Genomic DNA, 16,937 nt, shown 5'->3' on the forward strand with positions numbered 1-16,937 from the left:
ACGAAGTGCGCTATCTCAGCCCACATTCTTGGCCATAAAAAGAGGAATGGGAGGGACGCCATGCAGATGACATGGAAAGCGGCAACTTTGGCCGGCATTGCGAGCATTTCGCTCGCTGGATGCGACGCGCTGAGCGGCGTTGATGAGGCGCAAAGCGGCGATGGCGAAGGCACTATCGAGCTCGCAGAGTTCCCCGACCGCCCCTATTGGGGTGACACTCACCTGCATACAGACAATTCGGTCGATGCCTTTGGCTTCGGCGTCCGCCTTGGTCCGGAAGAGGCGCTGCGTTTCGCCAGCGGTGAAGAGGTAACGGCGACCACTGGTGCGCCAGCCAAGCTCGCCCGGCCGCTCGATTTTCTGGTTATTGCTGACCATTCCGATGGTCTCGGGGCAACGCGGCGGCTTTACGATGCCCCACGGATCGGCGTGCAGGCGATGGGCGATGAGACTATGCTGCGCTGGTATGACATGATGCATGAAAGCCCCGAGCAATCTCAGCGCGCAATCGGGGAGCTAATTACTGCGGCAGCCAATGGCACTTTGCCTGAGGCGATGAGCGATCCAGAGCGGCAAAAGGAAAACACTACCGACATTTGGAATACCCAACTGGAGATCCTTGATCGCTACAATAAGCCGGGCAGCTTTACCGCGCTGGCCGGGTTTGAATGGACGCTCATGCCGAATGGCAATAATTTGCACCGGGTGGTGATGTTTCGCGATGGCAGCGATCGAACCAGCCAAGTCTTGCCTTTCCCGGGCCTGAGCACAACGCCGGAGCAATTGTGGGACTATATGAGCGCCTATGCCGATAAGACGGGCGGGAAAGCGCTCGCCATTCCGCACAACTCGAACCTTTCCAACGGGATGATGTTTGAGATGACCATGCCTGATGGCAGTGCAATGACCGCAGAATATGCAGCCAAGCGAGCGGCGGCGGAACCAGTGGTCGAGGTCACGCAGATAAAGGGGGACAGCGAGGCTCACCCGCTGCTCTCTCCCAATGATGAGATGGCAGGTTACGGCGTGAAAGGTTGGGAGCTTGGCAATTTGCCACTCACCGCAAAAACCGAGCCTGAGATGCTGGGCGGAAATTATGTCCGAGAAGCGCTGAAGCGAGGCCTCTCGCTAGAAGAACAGCTTGGCGTGAACCCCTATGCCTTTGGTATGATCGGTTCGACCGATAGTCATACGTCGCTCGCCACGGGTGATGAGGACAATTTCTTCGGTAAGCATACCGGCAATGAGCCAAGTGTCGAAGATCGTGCTGCTGCCGCGCAGAACCTTGGAACACGCGAAGGACGGTTCGGCTGGCATTATCTTGCAGGCGGTTATGCAGCGGCATGGGCGCGCGGCAACACAAGGGCGGAGATTTTCGACGCGTTTGCCCGGCGAGAGGTTTACGCTACTACCGGTCCGCGCATGTCTGTGCGTGTCTTCGGAGGGTTCGACTTCACCGATGCAGATTGGGACGGCGATTGGGTGAGGGCTGGCTATACACGCGGCGTACCAATGGGCGGCGAATTGACCGATAATGGCAGCGCTCCAAACTTCATGATATCTGCCCTGAAAGATCCTGATGGCGCAAACCTTGACCGCGTTCAGGTTGTGAAGGGGTGGATTGATGCCTCAGGCGAAGCTCAGGAACAGGTCTATGATGTCGTGTGGAGCGCCATGGAAAGCCGCGCGCTGTCAGCTGGCAAGGTGCCCTCTGTCGGCGATACGGTAGACCGGGAGACGGCGAGCTACACCAATGACATCGGTGCAGCTGAGCTGCGCACGGTCTGGACGGATCCCGACTACGCCGAGGGTCAGCGCGCATTCTACTACGTGCGTGTCATCGAGATCCCAACACCGCGCTGGTCGCTGTTTGATGCGGTACGCTTTGGGATCACCCTGTCAGAGGAAGCGATGGCCGACGCGGTGGCCCAAGAGCGTGCGTACACCTCACCAATATGGCTGCGGCCTGCGGTGGTGGCGACGGCTCCTGCGATCATGGGGGAAGGGTGAGCGAGCCTGACGACGCGGCCAGAACCTGGCCCAACTGGACGCGCGAACCGCTGGTGCATTTCCTGGCTGCGGGCGCGCTCGTCTTTGCCCTGTTTGCTTGGCGCGGCGAAGAGGTTGATCCCGCCAGCCGAACGATAGACATCGACCGCGCGGTTCAGGCCGACCTGTCCCTGAGATTTGAGCGGACCCTGGGCCGGGCACCCACCGACGCCGAACTCGACCAGCAAATCGAGCGGTTTGTCCGCGATGAAGTGCTGTATCGCGAGGCGCTGCGTCTGGGTTTTGATCAAGGTGATGCTGTCGTTAGGCGAAGGCTTGCGAGCAAGATGGACCTCGCGGCCAGCGCACGTGCAGAAGCGGCGACACCGTCTGATGAGACCTTGCGCGCTTGGTATGATGTCAATGCGGAGCGTTACGCCGGCGCGGTGAGCTACAGCTTTGACCAGCTCTATTTCGAGACCGAAGGCGCGGCCAAGTCTGCGATTGCCGGTCTCACCTCGGGCGCTGATTGGAGCGCTATCGGTGAGACCATCAGCTTGCCCGCGTCCGCGCAAGGCATGCCTGCGCGCGAAGTCGATACCCGCTTTGGCGAGGTGTTCTTGGCGGAGCTCGCCAAGCTTGATCCTGGAGATGGTTGGCAGGGGCCCGTCCGCTCTGGCTTCGGCTGGCATGCGGTCCGATTGCGAGCGAGAACCGGCGCGGCTGCGCCCGACTTTGCCGAGGTCCGCGGCCAAGTCCTCAACGATTGGCGCAGCGAGACGATCGCCTCCCGCAAGGAAGCGGCCTACGAACTGCTGCGCAGCGCCTACACGGTTGAGATCGCTGAGTGAGGTCATGGCTTGGATGGCTGCTGACGTGTGCCGCGGTGCTGCTTGCGGCGCCTGCGTCGGCTGATGAGATCCGCCCCGCCGTTGTTGAACTGTCTGAGCAAGAGGCAGGCGAGTGGCTGCTCGATTGGAAGCTGCCCGTCGCATCCGCCGATCAGGCCGCCGGTCCCGTTCCAGCGCTGGTGATCCCGGAGAACTGCTCCTTTATCGAAGGGCCCGTTCTTCGCGCTGCCCCGCTGGAACAGCTTGGCCACGGCCGATTGCAATGCGAGGGCGCGCTTGCGGATCAGCGGATTGGCTTTGCTGCATTGCCCAGCGGTTCGGACGCTCTGCTGCGGGTGGTTCCGATTGGGCAAGTGTCGCAGACCTCTCGGCTGACATCGGATATGCCAAGCGCCCGCATCGCCGCCGCGCCCACCACTTGGGGCGTCGCTCGCAGCTACTTTGCCATCGGCGTTGAGCACATCCTGCTCGGCTGGGACCATCTGCTGTTCGTCATCGCGCTGGTGCTGCTGGTGCGCGGGGGCTGGTCGGTCGTCAAAGCCGCCACGGCCTTCACGATAGCGCACTCGGTTACCTTGGTCGCGACCACATTGGGCTATGCCGGATTGCCGCAGCGACCCGTTGAGGCGCTGATCGCGCTGTCCATCCTGTTTCTGGCGGTGGAGCTGCACGGTCGCGGCAAGCCGGATCGCCCGAGGAGCTGGACGCAGCGCGCGCCGTGGCTGGTGGCGCTTGGGTTTGGCCTGCTGCATGGGTTTGGCTTTGCCGGCGCGCTGTCGGAGATTGGCCTGCCATCGGGCGAGGTGCCCGCCGCATTGCTGGCCTTCAACATCGGCGTTGAGGCGGGGCAATTGCTGGTCATCGCTGCCGTTCTGTGTTTGCGCTGGGTGATCCTGCGCTGGGCGCCTCAGGCATGGCCGATTGCGCTGAAGCTCATCACTTACGCGATCGGCACCATCGCCAGCTTCTGGCTGTTTGAGCGGATTTTGACCTAGCTCCATCCATCGCACGTGAGGCACGCTTGGAACGGCTGGAACACAGTCATGGCTGAAAAACCAATCGATCACAGGCGCGCTGATTGATCGATCTACTCGATTAACGAGGGGCTGGAGAGCACGGGGCAAAAGCATGCCTCAGACATAGCGAACGCGCATTGAGTAGGAAAATTGGCTCGCTGCCATGCCTTACCCCGTGTCGTCACCCTGAACTTGGTTCAGGGTCCATCCTCAGAACAAACATCTACCAGTAGCGCGCCGCGATGGATGCTGAACTGAATTCAGCATGACGTGTTTGGATTTGGGGTGACGCAGGAGGGAAAGACCAGGTTTGATAACCACCGCAGCCCACCTCGTTCGTCATCCCGGGAAGCGCAGCTCTGCAAAGCAGACTTGATCCGGGATAACACCTTCAACGGCGCGCTGGTTTTGCCAGCCGCAATCCCTGCCAATGGCATCTCTGATGCGTGCGATCATTGCCCCAAAAGGAGCATCGGCAAGTGGCGATAGCCGCGCTGGTTTACTTGATGCGGGGTGCTTGGAACGACGATGCGTGGAAGTCTGGCTGCAGAGCTGAGGCTATGGCTGAGTGCTGTCACCGTCGATTAAGTATCCTGTCCCTGGAACTCCTGCCTGCAAGATGGTTTAACACAAGTTGGTGGAACTGTTGGCTGCACATGATTATGAAATCTGTATGGATCAAATCGAGTGGGAAACATCGATCAATGCGCCGGGCATGCTGCTGCATATTTGGCAAGAACAGCCGGACTATCTTCGCACACAAATTAGGCAGCTTCATCGTTTTCTGATCGACTGCTGTTGGAGGCACCAGCACCTCATTCCACAACCTGGCTTGCGAGGCGGCCTAAGGGGTGCCGAAAAATGGCTCGCAGGCGAAATCGACGATGAGGCTCTCAATCAGCTGAACTATTATGCTGAATCTGATGCATTCATGATCGATTTTGCCAAGTCTTCGGAGGATCTGGACGAGCTGAAAGCGCTGATAGATAGTGTTCAAGAGGTTCGTGGTTTTCCTTTCGAAGAGGCGCGCGCGCTCTTGTTGAAGGCCGCCTACTTTGCCGAAAGCTCAATGATCTATCCGATGTTCAACAAGCTGCCTTACATAGAGAGCCTGTTCACATCAGAGTTTCTTTGCGCTGATTTGCTGAGACGCCACTTAAAACCAAACTTCGCTAGCTGAACGACTACTTTTGGGTCGAAAGCAGAAAGTCTGCTCTCGGCTAACACCGGCCAAAATCGGTCATGCAAGAAGGACAGCGCGTCAGCCGTCGTTAGGTATTCGAGTTAAGTTGACTGAAGGCTGCGGCGACCGATGGCCGCCGCCTACATCTCCTCCCCGCCCAATGCCTGCCACAGGAGCACGCGCGCGCGCTGAGCCCTGCCAAGCGCGGCGGCGGCTCGTTCTCCGCTTGCGTCGGCGGCGCGGCGGGCCTCTAGCACGGTCAGGAAGTCGGCTAGTCCGGCGCGGTAGCGTGAATTGGCGAGGCTGGCTGCGCGCTGCAATTCGTCTCTTTCCTTCACCGCCAGATCCGCTTCGCGGTCGCTCGCTTCGATCAGGCCGTAAGCCGTTTCTGCTTCGCCTAGCGCTTGGAACACCGCGCCGCGATAGGCGGCGAAGGCGGCCCTTTTGGTCGCAGCCGCGCCGTCGATCTCAGCCTCTATCCGGCCAAAGTCGAGCAAGGGCGCGGCCAAGCCTCCGCTGAGCGAGCCGACCAGAGAGGCTGAGTCGAACAGATCGCCGAGGTTGAAGGCGAGCAGGCCGAGCGCGGCCGATAGAGTGAACTGCGGAAAGCGCTGGCGCGCGGTCGCGGCAAGGTCTGCGTCGGTTGCGGCCAGCTCTGCGGTTGCCGCCAAGACGTCAGGCCGGTTGGTCAGCACCAGGGACGGGACGGCGGCTGGTGCCAGCGCCCGCACGCCCGCCGGGCCCTGCTTTTCCAGAGCTGCGGTGACGAAGCTCGCGTTCTGACCGGTCAGCGTGACCAAGCGGCCAATGATGCGGACCCGCTCGCTAGCGAGAGCGGCCAGGCGAGAGCGCGAGGCGCTTGCCGCCGCCTCTGCGCGGACGCGGTCAAATCCGGGGGCTAGCCCGGCGTCTTCGCGCGTTTTGGCTAGCCCTGCGAGTTGTTTGGCGGCGAGCACGTCTTGCTCCAACGCCTCTTGCCGCTGAGAGAGGGTGCGCCAATCAATCACGCTGGTTGCGATCTCTGCGATCAGAGCCAAGCGGACGGCACCCGCAGAGGCGCTGGCGGCGTCAATTCGGGCGATGGCCGCGCGTTCCTGCGCGCGCAGACGGCCGAACAAATCCAAGTCCCAGCTGGCCGCAACATTGGCGCCATATTGCACCTGTTCAGTGTCGATAAAGCCGCCCTGCGCCGCGCCGTCGCCGAATTGATTGGGATTGATCCGCGTGCCTGTTGCCGATGCATCACCGGTGACGAGCGGGAGGCGCGCTGCGCCTGCGCGCCGGGCGCCGGAGCGCGCAATATCGATGCGGGCCAAGGCCTCCTGAAGGCTGGGGGCGCTGTCCAATGCCTGGCTGGACAGATCGAGAAACGCCGGGTCATCACTCGGCAAAAGCTCAGCCAGAGCAGTGCTCGTTTCGGCTGAGGGCGCGAACAAAAAGCTCTCTGGCAGCTCAGGCGCAGGCGTGGCGATTTCCGGCGGAGGCCCAGCGACGCAGGCACCGAGCGAGAGGGCTAGCGCCGCAGCGAAGGATCGGCGTAGGACCACGGAGGAGAGGCGGGCCATCGGCTATTCCTCCGTCTCACCATCAGGTGTCTCGGCGGTATCGCTGGAGCTGCTGCGGGCAGGGATAAACGCGTCTACCTGCTGCCCGACACGGAATGCATCGCCTTCTGGCAGTGCATAGATCACCTGAAGCACGCGAACATCGACCCGCTCTGCTGCGCTATTTGTCAATTGACGTTTGGGCACAACCTGCGGCTCTGCGCGGACGAATTTCGCCTCGACCTGGCGATCTGCCGCGCCGCGCGGGCTGACGATGGCCGATGCGCCAAGGCTCAGGCGGACGGCTTCATTCTCGTCAACGTCGACCCGCACGTGGAGCGGCCGTGTCTCACCCATTTGGATGAAGGGCAGCGAATTGCCGCCCCCTTGATTGGAGACGAACTCGCCGGGGCGGATGTTCACCGCGAGGATTTCGCCAGCAATGGGTGCGCGCACGGTCAACCGGCCAAGCTCGGTTCGTGAACTCGCCGCGCCCGCTTGGGCGGCGGCCAGGCGGGCGCGGGCAAGCTCTAACCTGCTCGTTGCCGCGGCAACCTCGCCTTCGGCCTGAATAACTTCGGATTGGCTGACTGCGGCTGGATCGTCGATCTGGGTATATAACGCGAGTTGCCGCTGTGCATTGTTGCGCGCGGTTTGAGCTTCGCGAATGGCCGCGCGGGCTTCACCAACGGCTGCGTTTGTTTCCTGGAGGCGAGCGCGAATGGCTCTGTCGTCGACGACAAACAGCGGCTGTCCCTTCTCAACGAAATCGCCCGGCTGAACTCGCAGGTCGGCGATCAGGCCTGAGAGGGCCGTCCCGACATCGATAATCTCGCTCGATGGTTCGACCAACCCTGCGCCGGCCACGCGCGCTGAATTGGCAAGTTCGCCGCTCGCTTTGGGCGGTTCACGGTCAGGCTCGGATAATTCGCGATCGGGCAGGCCCGTCACGATGAAATACACCGCCGCAATCAGGCCAATGATGGCCAGTATCGGCATGATCTTGCGTGAGAAGCTGAGATTTTCAGGTAAAATAGCCATGGCTGTGCCTCGAAGGGAGAACGAAAAGGTTTAGTGGTCGTCCGGCATTTCTGTGCCGTCATGCGTGACCCGCCCGTCCTCAAGCACGAGGATGCGGTCAGCGAGATCGAAAATGCGGTTGTCGTGGGTCACAATGATGCAGGCGCGGTCTTCGGCGACCGCAACCTCTCGCAGCAAATCCATCACTCTGCGCCCGGACTTGGCGTCCAATGCAGCGGTTGGTTCGTCGCACACCACAAGGCGGGGTTCATGAACCAATGCGCGGGCAATGGCGACGCGTTGCTGCTGTCCCCCAGAGAGCTGTTTGGGCAGCTTGTTCGCTTGATCGCCAATGTTGAGAGCGTCGAGCAATTCGATCGCTTTGCGCCGCGCTGGCTCCATGGCCATGCCTTGAGCGATCAGCGGCACGGCAGCGTTAGCCGCCGCATCGATTGAGGGAATGAGATTGTACTGCTGAAAAATGAAACCGATGTTTTCCAGGCGGAAGTTCACAAGCTCTGTGTCGCTAAGATTGTAGATGTCGGTGCCGAACACACGAACCTCGCCCTCGGTCGGCCAAAGGATCCCGCACATGATGGAGATCAAGGTGGTTTTGCCGGAGCCGCTTTCACCAACGACATAGGTCAGCTCACCGGGCTGAATATCGGTGTCGATACCGTGCAGCACGCGGATCGTGGACTGCCCGGCCTGAAAGTCGCGCACGATTCCGCGGGCGCAAATCGCGGCCTCGCGCGGCGCGGCGTCGGATTCAGATACACTTTGCGTCTGTGCCATATCGCTCACCGGAACACCGCTGCTGGCTCTGTGCGCAGCACGCTGCGGATCGCTATAAAGCCTGTAATCGCGAGGATGATAATGACCGAGGCTAGGCTCACCAGCGGGATTTGCCAGGGAATATAGAACCCTTTGAAGAAGGGGTTGCCTGAAAAAGCGTAGAGAAAGCCAACGGTCCCCAGCACGCCGATGGCGTAACCAATGAAGCCGACGAGGCCCGCTTGGACGGCGACCATGCGGATGATCTTGGCGTTGGTCACACCAATCGCTTTGAGCGCCCCAAACTGCTTAATATTGTCTCTGATGAATAGGCTGAAAGTGAGGCCAACAATCGCCACGCCGACTATGAAGCCAAGTAAGACGGTGATTCCAAAATTGGTCGGGATACCAGTGTTCTCAATGATGAAGTCCACACCAGCCTGCGCCAACTCGTCGCGGGTTTCGGCTTTCAGACCGGTTTGCTCTTCAATGCGATCCGCGACGCCTTCGGCGGTTTCGCCGTCGCTAATCCCGGCGAGCACAAAACTCATTCGGTTGCGCGTGCCCGGCACGTAATTGAGCGCTTGGCTGTATTTCGTGTAAAGCGTGACCTGGCTCGTAAAGCTCGGGATTGCATCGGCAACGCCGCGAACAACGGCGCGCTGGTCGTTGAGCTCTAGTCTCTGGCCGATGGGATCGGTCCCATCCTCAAACATATTGTTGATGCCGACATCATCGATCACGACAGTGTCCGGTTGAGCAAAAACGTCTAGCGATCCCTCAACCATATTCTTAGGCAGGCCAATCAAGCTCGCATCATCAACTCCGATGATTGTGACGCCTTCAAGATCTCCGTTGCTTGTGCGGACGTTTGCAGCGGCGCGCAGGTGCGGGACAGCCCATTCCACGCCAGGCACGGAGCGCACTTGGTCGAGCGCTGTCGCAGGCATCGCAAAGTTCACATCGGTCGTCCGGCTGACCGGATCCATCACCCAAATCTTGGCCGTTGGTACATTGTAGACGCCGCTTGCGCCGCGCTCGACCAGATTCACGAAGATGGTCAGCTGCTGCGTGATCAGCAGGGTTGAAAAGCCAATACCGAACAATAGCCCGTAGAACTTTTGGGCATCGCCGGTCAGCATTCGTATCGCAATCCAAAGCACGTGGCGGGAACCTTTACGGCGAGAGGGGGTTGCGTCTTTGTGACGTCTATCACATTATTGAACGGTCGCGTTTAAATGAACGGAGCCGTTCACTTTGTCAACCCAGTTTCAAAAAAGAACCGGAAGGCCGGTCGATATTGCGAAGCGAGAGGCAATCGTGGAGGCCGGTGCGCGCGCCTTTTTTAATGTTGGATTTGCGGCAAGTTCGATCGAGCAGATCGCTGCCGATGCCGGCGTATCAAAAGTCACAATCTACAATCACTTTAGCGATAAGCGCGGGTTGTTCGCCGCAGCTGTTGACCATGAATGCGAAAAAATGCGCGGCTATTTCTCGATCGATTCGGCCTCTGACGCATCAATTAAAGAGCGTCTGCGTGTGATTGGAGAGGCAATGTTTGCCTTTCTTTCGCGCCCAGAAATGGTCCAATTCGAGCGACGAATTGCCGCCGAGACAGAAACCAATCCGTCGATTGGGCGAGAATTTCTCGAAGCTGGGCCTTGGCGGATGAAGGGAGCATTCAGTAAATTTCTTGCTCATGCCGACGCGTCAGGGGAGCTATCCGTGCCAAATCCTGACTTGGCCGCGGAACAGTTTGTCGCAATGTGCAAGGGAATGGGCGACCTGGAACAGCGTTTTGGTGAGGTGATAACGGCGGAGGCCAGGGACGCCCGGATCAGCGGCGCAGTCGAAGTGTTCCTGCGCGCCTACTCGCCTGTAAAAGCATAACCAATTGGCTTGAATCGCAAAAACAGATCATTCTGTTCGCAATTTCGCATGATCCGATACGTATAAGGATGTCTTGCCATTCATCTCTGCTCACCTACATAATCGGGTGAGAACAAGGAATCTGAGCGCATGAGCGACGAAAACGACCCGCAGCAAACACCACCTGAAAACCCAAACCCTTGGGTCAAACAATTGATGATTTGGGGCGGCATCTTCATGGCGCTGCTCGTCGTGGTATCGATGTTCAGCAATTCCAATGCTGCGCCTGGCCAGCAGATGAGGTATTCTGAATTCCGCGAAGCAGTCGCTGAAGGGCGCGTTTCAGAGGTGCAGATTGCGCCGGACCTGATCACGGGCAAACTTAAGAACAATGACGAGACGTTCTCGACTGTCCCGGTGCCGAGCGACGATCAACTCACTCAATTGCTCGACGATAACGAAGTGAAATATGCCGGACAGGCCCCTGAGCAAATGAATGTGCTCTGGGTTATCTTGATCCAGGCCTTGCCGTTTATCCTGATCCTCGGGATCGCATTCTTTGCGCTGCGCCAAGTGCAAAAAGGCGGTGGCGGCGGCGCCATGGGCTTTGGAAAGTCCAAGGCTAAAATGCTGACTGAACGCCAGGGCCGCGTCACATTTGATGACGTCGCAGGCATTGATGAGGCTCGCGAAGAGCTTGAGGAAATCGTCGAATTTCTGAAAGATCCCCAGCGGTTCTCCAAGCTGGGCGGTCAAATCCCGAAAGGCGCATTGCTGGTCGGTTCGCCTGGTACCGGTAAGACTTTGCTAGCTCGCGCGATTGCGGGCGAGGCGGGCGTGCCGTTCTTTACGATTTCGGGTTCTGACTTTGTCGAGATGTTCGTTGGCGTTGGCGCAAGCCGCGTGCGTGACATGTTTGAACAGGCCAAGAAGAACGCTCCGTGTATCGTCTTCATCGACGAGATTGATGCGGTTGGCCGCTCACGTGGCCATGGCCTGGGCAATTCCAACGATGAGCGTGAGCAGACGCTTAACCAGCTCTTGGTTGAGATGGATGGTTTTGAGGCGAACGAAGGCATCATCATCATCGCTGCGACCAACCGTCCCGATGTCCTCGATCCAGCGTTGCTGCGTCCGGGTCGTTTCGACCGTCAGGTTGTGGTTCCGATCCCTGACATCGATGGCCGGGAAAAGATTCTTGGCGTTCACATGAAGAAGGTGCCGCTGGCACCGGATGTGAACCCGCGCACGATTGCTCGCGGTACGCCTGGCTTCTCAGGCGCTGATCTCGCTAACCTGGTGAACGAGGCCGCTTTGCTGGCCGCGCGCCGGAACAAACGCTTGGTCGCCATGCGTGAGTTTGAGGATGCGAAGGACAAAGTCATGATGGGTGCGGAGCGCCGCTCCATGGTAATGACCGAGGATGAAAAGAAGATGACCGCCTATCACGAGGCGGGCCACGCGATTGTCTCCGTCCACGAGGAAGCATCCGATCCGATCCACAAGGCGACGATCATTCCGCGCGGCCGCGCTTTGGGTATGGTGATGCGCCTGCCAGAGCGGGACAGCTATTCCTACCACCGTGACAAAATGCACGCGAACCTGTCTGTCAGCATGGGCGGACGTGTGGCTGAAGAGATCATTTTTGGTCACGACAAGGTTAGCTCTGGTGCTTCGTCTGACATCCAATATGCGACCGACTTGGCCCGCAATATGGTGACCAAATGGGGCATGTCGGAGAAGCTTGGTCCGCTGCAATATGAGCAGAGCCAGGAAGGTTATCTGGGCATGGGCCAGACTGCCCGTACAATGGGCGGTGCAGAAACGAACAAGTTGATCGATGCTGAGATCAAGGGCCTGGTCGATGGGGCGCATAAGCGCGCGACCCAATTGCTCAAGAAGCATGAGGATCAATTGCACCTCTTGGCGCAGGCCATGCTCGAATATGAGACCCTGACCGGCGATGAGATCAAGCAATTGCTCGACACAGGTAAGATGGACCGGCCTGATGAGCCGAAAGGCCCAGCGGTGGTTCAGCCGGCCCATGGCTCTGCGATCCCGAAAGCGGGTAAGCGCTTTGGATCGAAAGATGACAAAGGCGGGGCCGCACCGCAGGGCGCATAACCTCGATCTAAATCATGCAAGTAAATTGGGGCGTCTGGGGCAACTCAGGCGCCCTTTTTGTCAGGAAGCATTCGGTTGGCCGCCGGCACTTGTCGCGCTCAGAACGCTCCAATCATCAACAGCAGCCATGCGAAACCAAACGTGATCGGCAGCATGATCATACTCAGCAATGTACTCGTTCGCCAAAAGGCCGAGAAATGTGACAGATTATAGGCGCCCTTAAGTTGGCGGTAGATGTGCACCGGCGGAATGAGAAACGTGATCAAGACGATCCAGCCTTCGCTTACCCCAGCCAAAATCAGCATCGAGACGATGATGAACAGCATCGACATAAATGCCAGCGAGTAAGTCACAAAAATCGCATGGTCATAGGCCTTGAAGCGGCGCTTCCAAAAGAACAGGATCCATACGAACGGGATCGATAAAGGGATCAATAGCCAGCTGAATTTATAGGCGTTGTTCTGGAGCTTATAGAGCATCAGTCCCGGGTTTTCATTCCACTTCTTGATGATCCCCTCGTCAAATGCGTCGATACCGGTGCCATTGAGTGAGCTCGGTCCGGCGGCGTCTGGCACCATCTCATCGACCGTATTTATTCCTTTGACGGCTTCTTCCGCCTCTCTAAGCGCAATTTCCGCTGCCAATCGTCCTGGCGAGCCTGTGGGCATGTTCTCAAGCGCTTCAGCCGCAGCATCGCGGTCCGCTATCACTTGCTCTTGCGCTTCATCCAAAGAGATATAGACGTTGGTGCTCTCTGGCAGGGTGGTTGGTGTGCTAATCCCAGCGATTTGGAACACTGCGAACATCAGAAAGACGGTGAACAGGAACATCGCCATCGGGCTGACGAACTTCGCGCGTTCCCCGTCGATATAGCGGCGAGTCAATTGGCCGGGCTTAAACACCAGCATTGGCAATGTGCGCCACAGCTTTCCATCCAGGTGAAGGACACCGTGGATCAAATCATGGGCGATTGCGGCTAGGCTGCTGTGGATGTGCCGTTTCTGGCCGCAGGCAGAGCAGTGCTCGCCCGTCACCTCGGACCCGCAATTCTTGCAGGTGGTTACGGCGTCGCCGTTTGCGTTCAGTGCAGCGTTCTCGCCGTGTGCCGGTTCGACAGCGCGGCTGGCCATGCCCCCTTCAATCGCGGCGCCAACGCCTTCGGTTATGTCGCTCATAGCCCCCTCAATCCACCTGCTGCCTTATAGGCAGCATGGGAGCCAAGGCGAAAGACCTGAGGTTGCCGTATTTCAATCATTTTGAGGAGAAGCGATCAGATAGGCACAAAAAAGGCCGCCAACCGGCAGCCTCTTTCGTAAACTGCGCACAAAAGCGCGCGTGAATGTGTCAGCAGTCTTAGCTGCCGTCGTAGTCCGAACCGATCGACGTTGAGCGTGTCGGAGCCGAAGCGGTAATCCGCAGGGCTTCTGCAGATTGGCTCAGCGAACCGATTTCATCGGCATCATCTTCATCATCAGGAAGGATTTTTTGAAGTCCGGTAACCAGCGCTTCTTTCAATTCCTTCGGCTTGATTGTCTGCTCGGCGACTTCGCGCAGGGCCACAACCGGATTCTTATCACGGTCGCGGTCGAGGGTCAGTTCCGCACCGCCAGAGATTTCGCGCGCACGCTGAGCTGCGAGCAGCACCAGATCAAAGCGGTTTGGAACCTTGTCTACGCAATCTTCAACGGTAACGCGTGCCATACTGGCCTCTTAAATTAGATTTTTCGGAAAAATGAGCGCTGCAGTTAGTCGCAGGGCCGGTCTGAGTCAAGAAATGCGAGCTTTCTGCGGTTCGCGGACTAAGAGGGTGAGACTATGCAAACCGCTCCCGATCCTGCCGAAACGCCAACGAGCGATTACAGCGATTCAGATAGTTTCCAGATAGAAGCTCAGGGCCACGTGTTTACGTTCTACCCCAGAGGTTCAGACAGACTTGCCGCCTTGCTCGGTCATATTGACGAAGCGGAACGCTCTCTGGAGGTTTTTTATTACCTCTTTCAAGATGATGCCTCAGGCACAAAAGTGCGCGATGCGATGGTTAGGGCGGCTGAGCGCGGGGTAAAGGTTCACCTGATCGTCGATGCCTTTGGCAGCGATGCCCCGCCCGATTTCTTCGAACCATTGGAAAGAGCCGGAGGGCGTTTCTCCATCTTCTCTCCGCGTTGGGGTGTGCGATACCTTATTCGCAACCATCAAAAATTCGCGATCGCCGATGGTGTGCGAGTGATGACGGGTGGCTCCAACGTCTCTGACCACTATTATGACCCTCCAGAGAAGAACGGCTGGTGCGATCTTGGCGTGGCAATTGAAGGCCCCGTTGCTGGCCGATTTGGCGAATGGTTTGGTAGTATCTGTAGCTGGGTGGAAAGCGAAGGGGCACAGTTCCGCCGAATTCGCAAAATGGTGCGAGATTGGGATCCTGGCGACGAGCAGGTGCAGCTCGTACTTGGCGGGCCAGTCGTGCGTGCGCAGAATTGGGCGTATCGGCTGAAGAAAGACTTGGCGAAGGCCACAAGGCTGGATTTCGTGACTGCCTATTTCTCTCCGCCACTTAGCATTCGGCGTCAAATGGCCCGTGTCGCAAAGCATGGTGATGTGCGAATGATTACGGCGGGAAAGTCGGACATTATGGCGACGATCGAAGCGGCGAGATTGCTGTACAATCGCTTTCTCAAAGCGGGCGTTCGCATCTTTGAATTTCGCCCGTGCAAACTGCACATGAAATTGCTCGTCGTGGATGCGATCAGCTATTTTGGCAGCGCCAATTTGGACCGCCGGTCTGTGCGGATCAATCTGGAGCTGATGGTACGGGTGGAAGATGAAGCGTTGGCTGAGCGCTTGCGTGAATTCATGAATCACTTGGAGAGCGCCAGCGTGCCAATCACGCCGGAGTGGTACAGCGAAAACGCCACCTTCTTGACGCGCCTGCGCTGGCGATTGTGGTTCTATTTTGGCTTGGCGGATGCCTGGGCCGCACGCAGGCTCAATTCCTGACCACGTTGGTCTTTCGCCTCAATATCACTCGTATCCGTAATCCGAATAATCCTTCAGATTTGGCGAGGTAAATTTGGTGAACTCGCTTTGGAAATGCAGCGGGACCATACCGGTCGAGCCGTGACGCTGCTTCGCAACGTTGACCGCAGCCTTGTTCTTGACCTGCTCGTAAGATTCTTCCCAGGCGCGGTATTTCTCAACCGCTTCTGGAGTGCTCGCCTCGGTCGGGAAATCGGGCCTGGTAGCCTCCAGATAATAATCGTCGCGATAGACGAACCAGACCATATCGGCGTCTTGCTCAATCGAGCCCGATTCGCGCAAGTCAGAGAGCATCGGGCGTTTGTCTTCGCGCTGCTCCACCGCACGGCTGAGCTGCGAGAGCGCGATCACTGGGACACTTAGTTCCTTCGCAAGCGTCTTTAGACCGCGGCTGATCTCAGAGATTTCGTTGACCCGGTTGTCATTGGCGCGGCCCGAACCTTGCAGCAGCTGCAAATAGTCGACCACGATCAGGCCGATGTCATGACGCCGCTTCATCCGCCGCGCGCGTGTCCGCAAGGCACCGATGGTGAGGGCAGGCGTGTCGTCAATGTAGAGGGGCAGTTCGGCAAGGCGCTGGCTGGCGAAGGACAGTTTCTGGAAGTCCTCCCGGCTCATTTTACCGCTGCGCAAAGCCTCAGAACTGATCTCCGCTTGCTCGGCGAGGATACGCGTCGCGAGCTGGTCGGCGCTCATCTCGAGGCTGAAGAAGGCGGCCGGTGCGCCATAGTTGAACTCGCCGCCGTCCTGCTCCCAATTCAAATGGGCTTCGGCGCAATTGAAGGCGATATTGGTGGCAAGCGATGTCTTGCCCATGCACTGGGCGGCCAGCGAGGATGATAAGGTCGGATGAGTGCAGGCCCGATGTCTTGCGATCAATCGAGTCCAGACCTGTCGTCTTTCCCGATAGCCCGCCGCCCGAGTTCATCGCGGCCTCGGCCATCTTGATCGCGGTGAGGGCCGCGTCGCGGAAGGTCGAGGCCTCGCTACCCGTCGCCGCGCCCTCGGCAACCTTAAACAAGTCCGCTTCGGCTTGGGAAATCCGGTCCATCGGATCGACTTCTTCACTGGTATCCAGCGCGCCTTCGACAAGGCCTCGGCCCACGCTGACAAGCTCCCGCAGCAGAGCGAGATCGTAGATTTGCTGAGCCAATTCGCGAGGGGCCAGCAGGCCTGCGCCGTTCGCTGTCAGCTGAGCCAGATAGCTCGTGCCGCCCAGTTCTTTCAGCGCCTCATCACTCTCAAAATACGGGCGCAGTGTGACCGGGCTGGCGGTCGCATTGCGCTCAATCAAAGTGAGGATGCGAGTGTATATCCGATCGTGCAAAGGCTCGAAGAAATGATCTGGGCGCAATGGCGTCTGCAATTCCTCAATCACCCGGTTGTCGATCAGTACTGCACCCAGAAACGCCGCTTCCGCCTCAAGGTTAGAAGGCAGCTTACGCGCATTGTCGGTTTGAGAATCGATGGGGAGAAGAATTTCAGGTTCGGCCATGCGCGTCTCTTGCGCAGCGGATGGGAAATGGCGCAAGGG

Annotated in this window: 13 protein-coding genes and 1 pseudogene; 7 read left to right on the top strand and 7 right to left on the bottom strand. The window is 58.5% G+C overall.

Annotated elements, in window-relative coordinates; translation table 11 throughout:
• Positions 1 to 66: 66 nt before the first annotated feature.
• From AC0V6O_RS02225 to AC0V6O_RS02240, 4 genes are all read left to right on the top strand, one after another.
• The gene (locus tag AC0V6O_RS02225; protein WP_486141314.1) at positions 67 to 2,010 is read left to right on the top strand and encodes a DUF3604 domain-containing protein; all 1,944 of its coding nucleotides are present in this window, start codon (positions 67 to 69) and stop codon (positions 2,008 to 2,010) included.
• Entirely contained in the window at positions 2,007 to 2,840 is an 834-nt protein-coding gene (locus AC0V6O_RS02230; protein WP_486141315.1) for a peptidyl-prolyl cis-trans isomerase, read from the top strand. The genes AC0V6O_RS02225 and AC0V6O_RS02230 overlap by 4 nt, the downstream gene beginning before the upstream one ends.
• Positions 2,837 to 3,835 carry a HupE/UreJ family protein gene (locus AC0V6O_RS02235; RefSeq protein WP_486141316.1) on the top strand — a complete coding sequence of 333 codons (999 nt, stop codon included), beginning with the start codon at positions 2,837 to 2,839 and terminating at the stop codon, positions 3,833 to 3,835. Before AC0V6O_RS02230 ends, AC0V6O_RS02235 begins: the two co-directional genes overlap by 4 nt.
• A 658-nt stretch (positions 3,836 to 4,493) precedes the next feature.
• Positions 4,494 to 5,036, top strand: a complete 543-nt coding sequence (locus AC0V6O_RS02240) for a hypothetical protein (RefSeq protein ID WP_486141317.1) — start codon at positions 4,494 to 4,496, stop codon at positions 5,034 to 5,036.
• A gap of 143 nt (positions 5,037 to 5,179) precedes the next feature.
• Here AC0V6O_RS02240 and AC0V6O_RS02245 read toward each other — a convergent pair whose 3' ends face one another.
• The 4 genes from AC0V6O_RS02245 to AC0V6O_RS02260 are packed head-to-tail and all read right to left on the bottom strand — an operon-like array spanning position 5,180 to position 9,519.
• On the bottom strand, positions 5,180 to 6,604 hold the full coding sequence (locus AC0V6O_RS02245; RefSeq protein ID WP_486141318.1) for an efflux transporter outer membrane subunit: 1,425 nt from the start codon (positions 6,602 to 6,604) through the stop codon (positions 5,180 to 5,182).
• A 3-nt stretch (positions 6,605 to 6,607) separates the two neighbouring features.
• On the bottom strand, positions 6,608 to 7,624 hold the full coding sequence (locus AC0V6O_RS02250) for an efflux RND transporter periplasmic adaptor subunit (protein ID WP_486141319.1): 1,017 nt from the start codon (positions 7,622 to 7,624) through the stop codon (positions 6,608 to 6,610).
• Positions 7,625 to 7,654: 30 nt separating this feature from the next.
• Complete coding sequence (locus AC0V6O_RS02255) at positions 7,655 to 8,398, bottom strand: ABC transporter ATP-binding protein (RefSeq protein ID WP_486141320.1); 744 nt, start codon at positions 8,396 to 8,398, stop codon at positions 7,655 to 7,657.
• A gap of 5 nt (positions 8,399 to 8,403) precedes the next feature.
• Positions 8,404 to 9,519, bottom strand: coding sequence for an ABC transporter permease (locus AC0V6O_RS02260; RefSeq protein ID WP_486141321.1), 1,116 nt, complete (start codon positions 9,517 to 9,519; stop codon positions 8,404 to 8,406).
• Positions 9,520 to 9,634: 115 nt separating this feature from the next.
• Here AC0V6O_RS02260 and AC0V6O_RS02265 point away from each other — a divergent pair, with 115 nt between their 5' ends.
• Together AC0V6O_RS02265 and ftsH are read left to right on the top strand one after the other, a co-directional pair.
• Positions 9,635 to 10,267 (top strand): TetR/AcrR family transcriptional regulator, encoded by a 633-nt coding sequence (locus AC0V6O_RS02265; RefSeq protein ID WP_486141322.1) that lies wholly within the window; start codon positions 9,635 to 9,637, stop codon positions 10,265 to 10,267.
• 129 nt (positions 10,268 to 10,396) lie between these two features.
• Complete coding sequence (gene ftsH, locus AC0V6O_RS02270; protein WP_472639821.1) at positions 10,397 to 12,370, top strand: ATP-dependent zinc metalloprotease FtsH; 1,974 nt, start codon at positions 10,397 to 10,399, stop codon at positions 12,368 to 12,370.
• A 98-nt stretch (positions 12,371 to 12,468) separates the two neighbouring features.
• Here ftsH and AC0V6O_RS02275 read toward each other — a convergent pair whose 3' ends face one another.
• Both AC0V6O_RS02275 and rpoZ read right to left on the bottom strand, forming a co-directional pair.
• A complete protein-coding gene (locus tag AC0V6O_RS02275) occupies positions 12,469 to 13,545 on the bottom strand; it encodes a DUF3667 domain-containing protein (RefSeq protein WP_486141323.1) in 1,077 nt (358 codons plus the stop codon).
• Between the two features lie 178 nt (positions 13,546 to 13,723).
• Positions 13,724 to 14,071, bottom strand: coding sequence for a DNA-directed RNA polymerase subunit omega (gene rpoZ, locus AC0V6O_RS02280; RefSeq protein WP_472639819.1), 348 nt, complete (start codon positions 14,069 to 14,071; stop codon positions 13,724 to 13,726).
• A gap of 114 nt (positions 14,072 to 14,185) precedes the next feature.
• Between rpoZ and AC0V6O_RS02285 the strand changes: the two genes are divergently transcribed.
• A complete protein-coding gene (locus AC0V6O_RS02285) occupies positions 14,186 to 15,364 on the top strand; it encodes a phospholipase D-like domain-containing protein (RefSeq protein WP_486141324.1) in 1,179 nt (392 codons plus the stop codon).
• Positions 15,365 to 15,388: 24 nt separating this feature from the next.
• On the opposite strand, the pseudogene AC0V6O_RS02290 reads toward AC0V6O_RS02285, so the two are convergent.
• Positions 15,389 to 16,898: pseudogene (locus tag AC0V6O_RS02290) on the bottom strand (replicative DNA helicase).
• Between the last annotated feature and the right edge of the window lie 39 nt (positions 16,899 to 16,937).

The sequence above is a fragment of the Erythrobacter sp. JB2-19 genome (genome assembly GCF_057365005.1).

Excerpts from the sequence above, each read along its gene's own strand:
- AC0V6O_RS02225 (WP_486141314.1), top strand. The coding sequence starts at position 67 with ATGACATGGAAAGCGGCAACTTTGGCCGGCATTGCGAGCATTTCGCTC.
- AC0V6O_RS02245 (WP_486141318.1), bottom strand. The coding sequence starts at position 6,604 with ATGGCCCGCCTCTCCTCCGTGGTCCTACGCCGATCCTTCGCTGCGGCG.
- AC0V6O_RS02250 (WP_486141319.1), bottom strand. The coding sequence starts at position 7,624 with ATGGCTATTTTACCTGAAAATCTCAGCTTCTCACGCAAGATCATGCCG.
- AC0V6O_RS02255 (WP_486141320.1), bottom strand. The coding sequence starts at position 8,398 with ATGGCACAGACGCAAAGTGTATCTGAATCCGACGCCGCGCCGCGCGAG.
- AC0V6O_RS02260 (WP_486141321.1), bottom strand. The coding sequence starts at position 9,519 with ATGCTGACCGGCGATGCCCAAAAGTTCTACGGGCTATTGTTCGGTATT.
- ftsH (WP_472639821.1), top strand. The coding sequence starts at position 10,397 with ATGAGCGACGAAAACGACCCGCAGCAAACACCACCTGAAAACCCAAAC.
- AC0V6O_RS02275 (WP_486141323.1), bottom strand. The coding sequence starts at position 13,545 with ATGAGCGACATAACCGAAGGCGTTGGCGCCGCGATTGAAGGGGGCATG.
- rpoZ (WP_472639819.1), bottom strand. The coding sequence starts at position 14,071 with ATGGCACGCGTTACCGTTGAAGATTGCGTAGACAAGGTTCCAAACCGC.
- AC0V6O_RS02285 (WP_486141324.1), top strand. The coding sequence starts at position 14,186 with ATGCAAACCGCTCCCGATCCTGCCGAAACGCCAACGAGCGATTACAGC.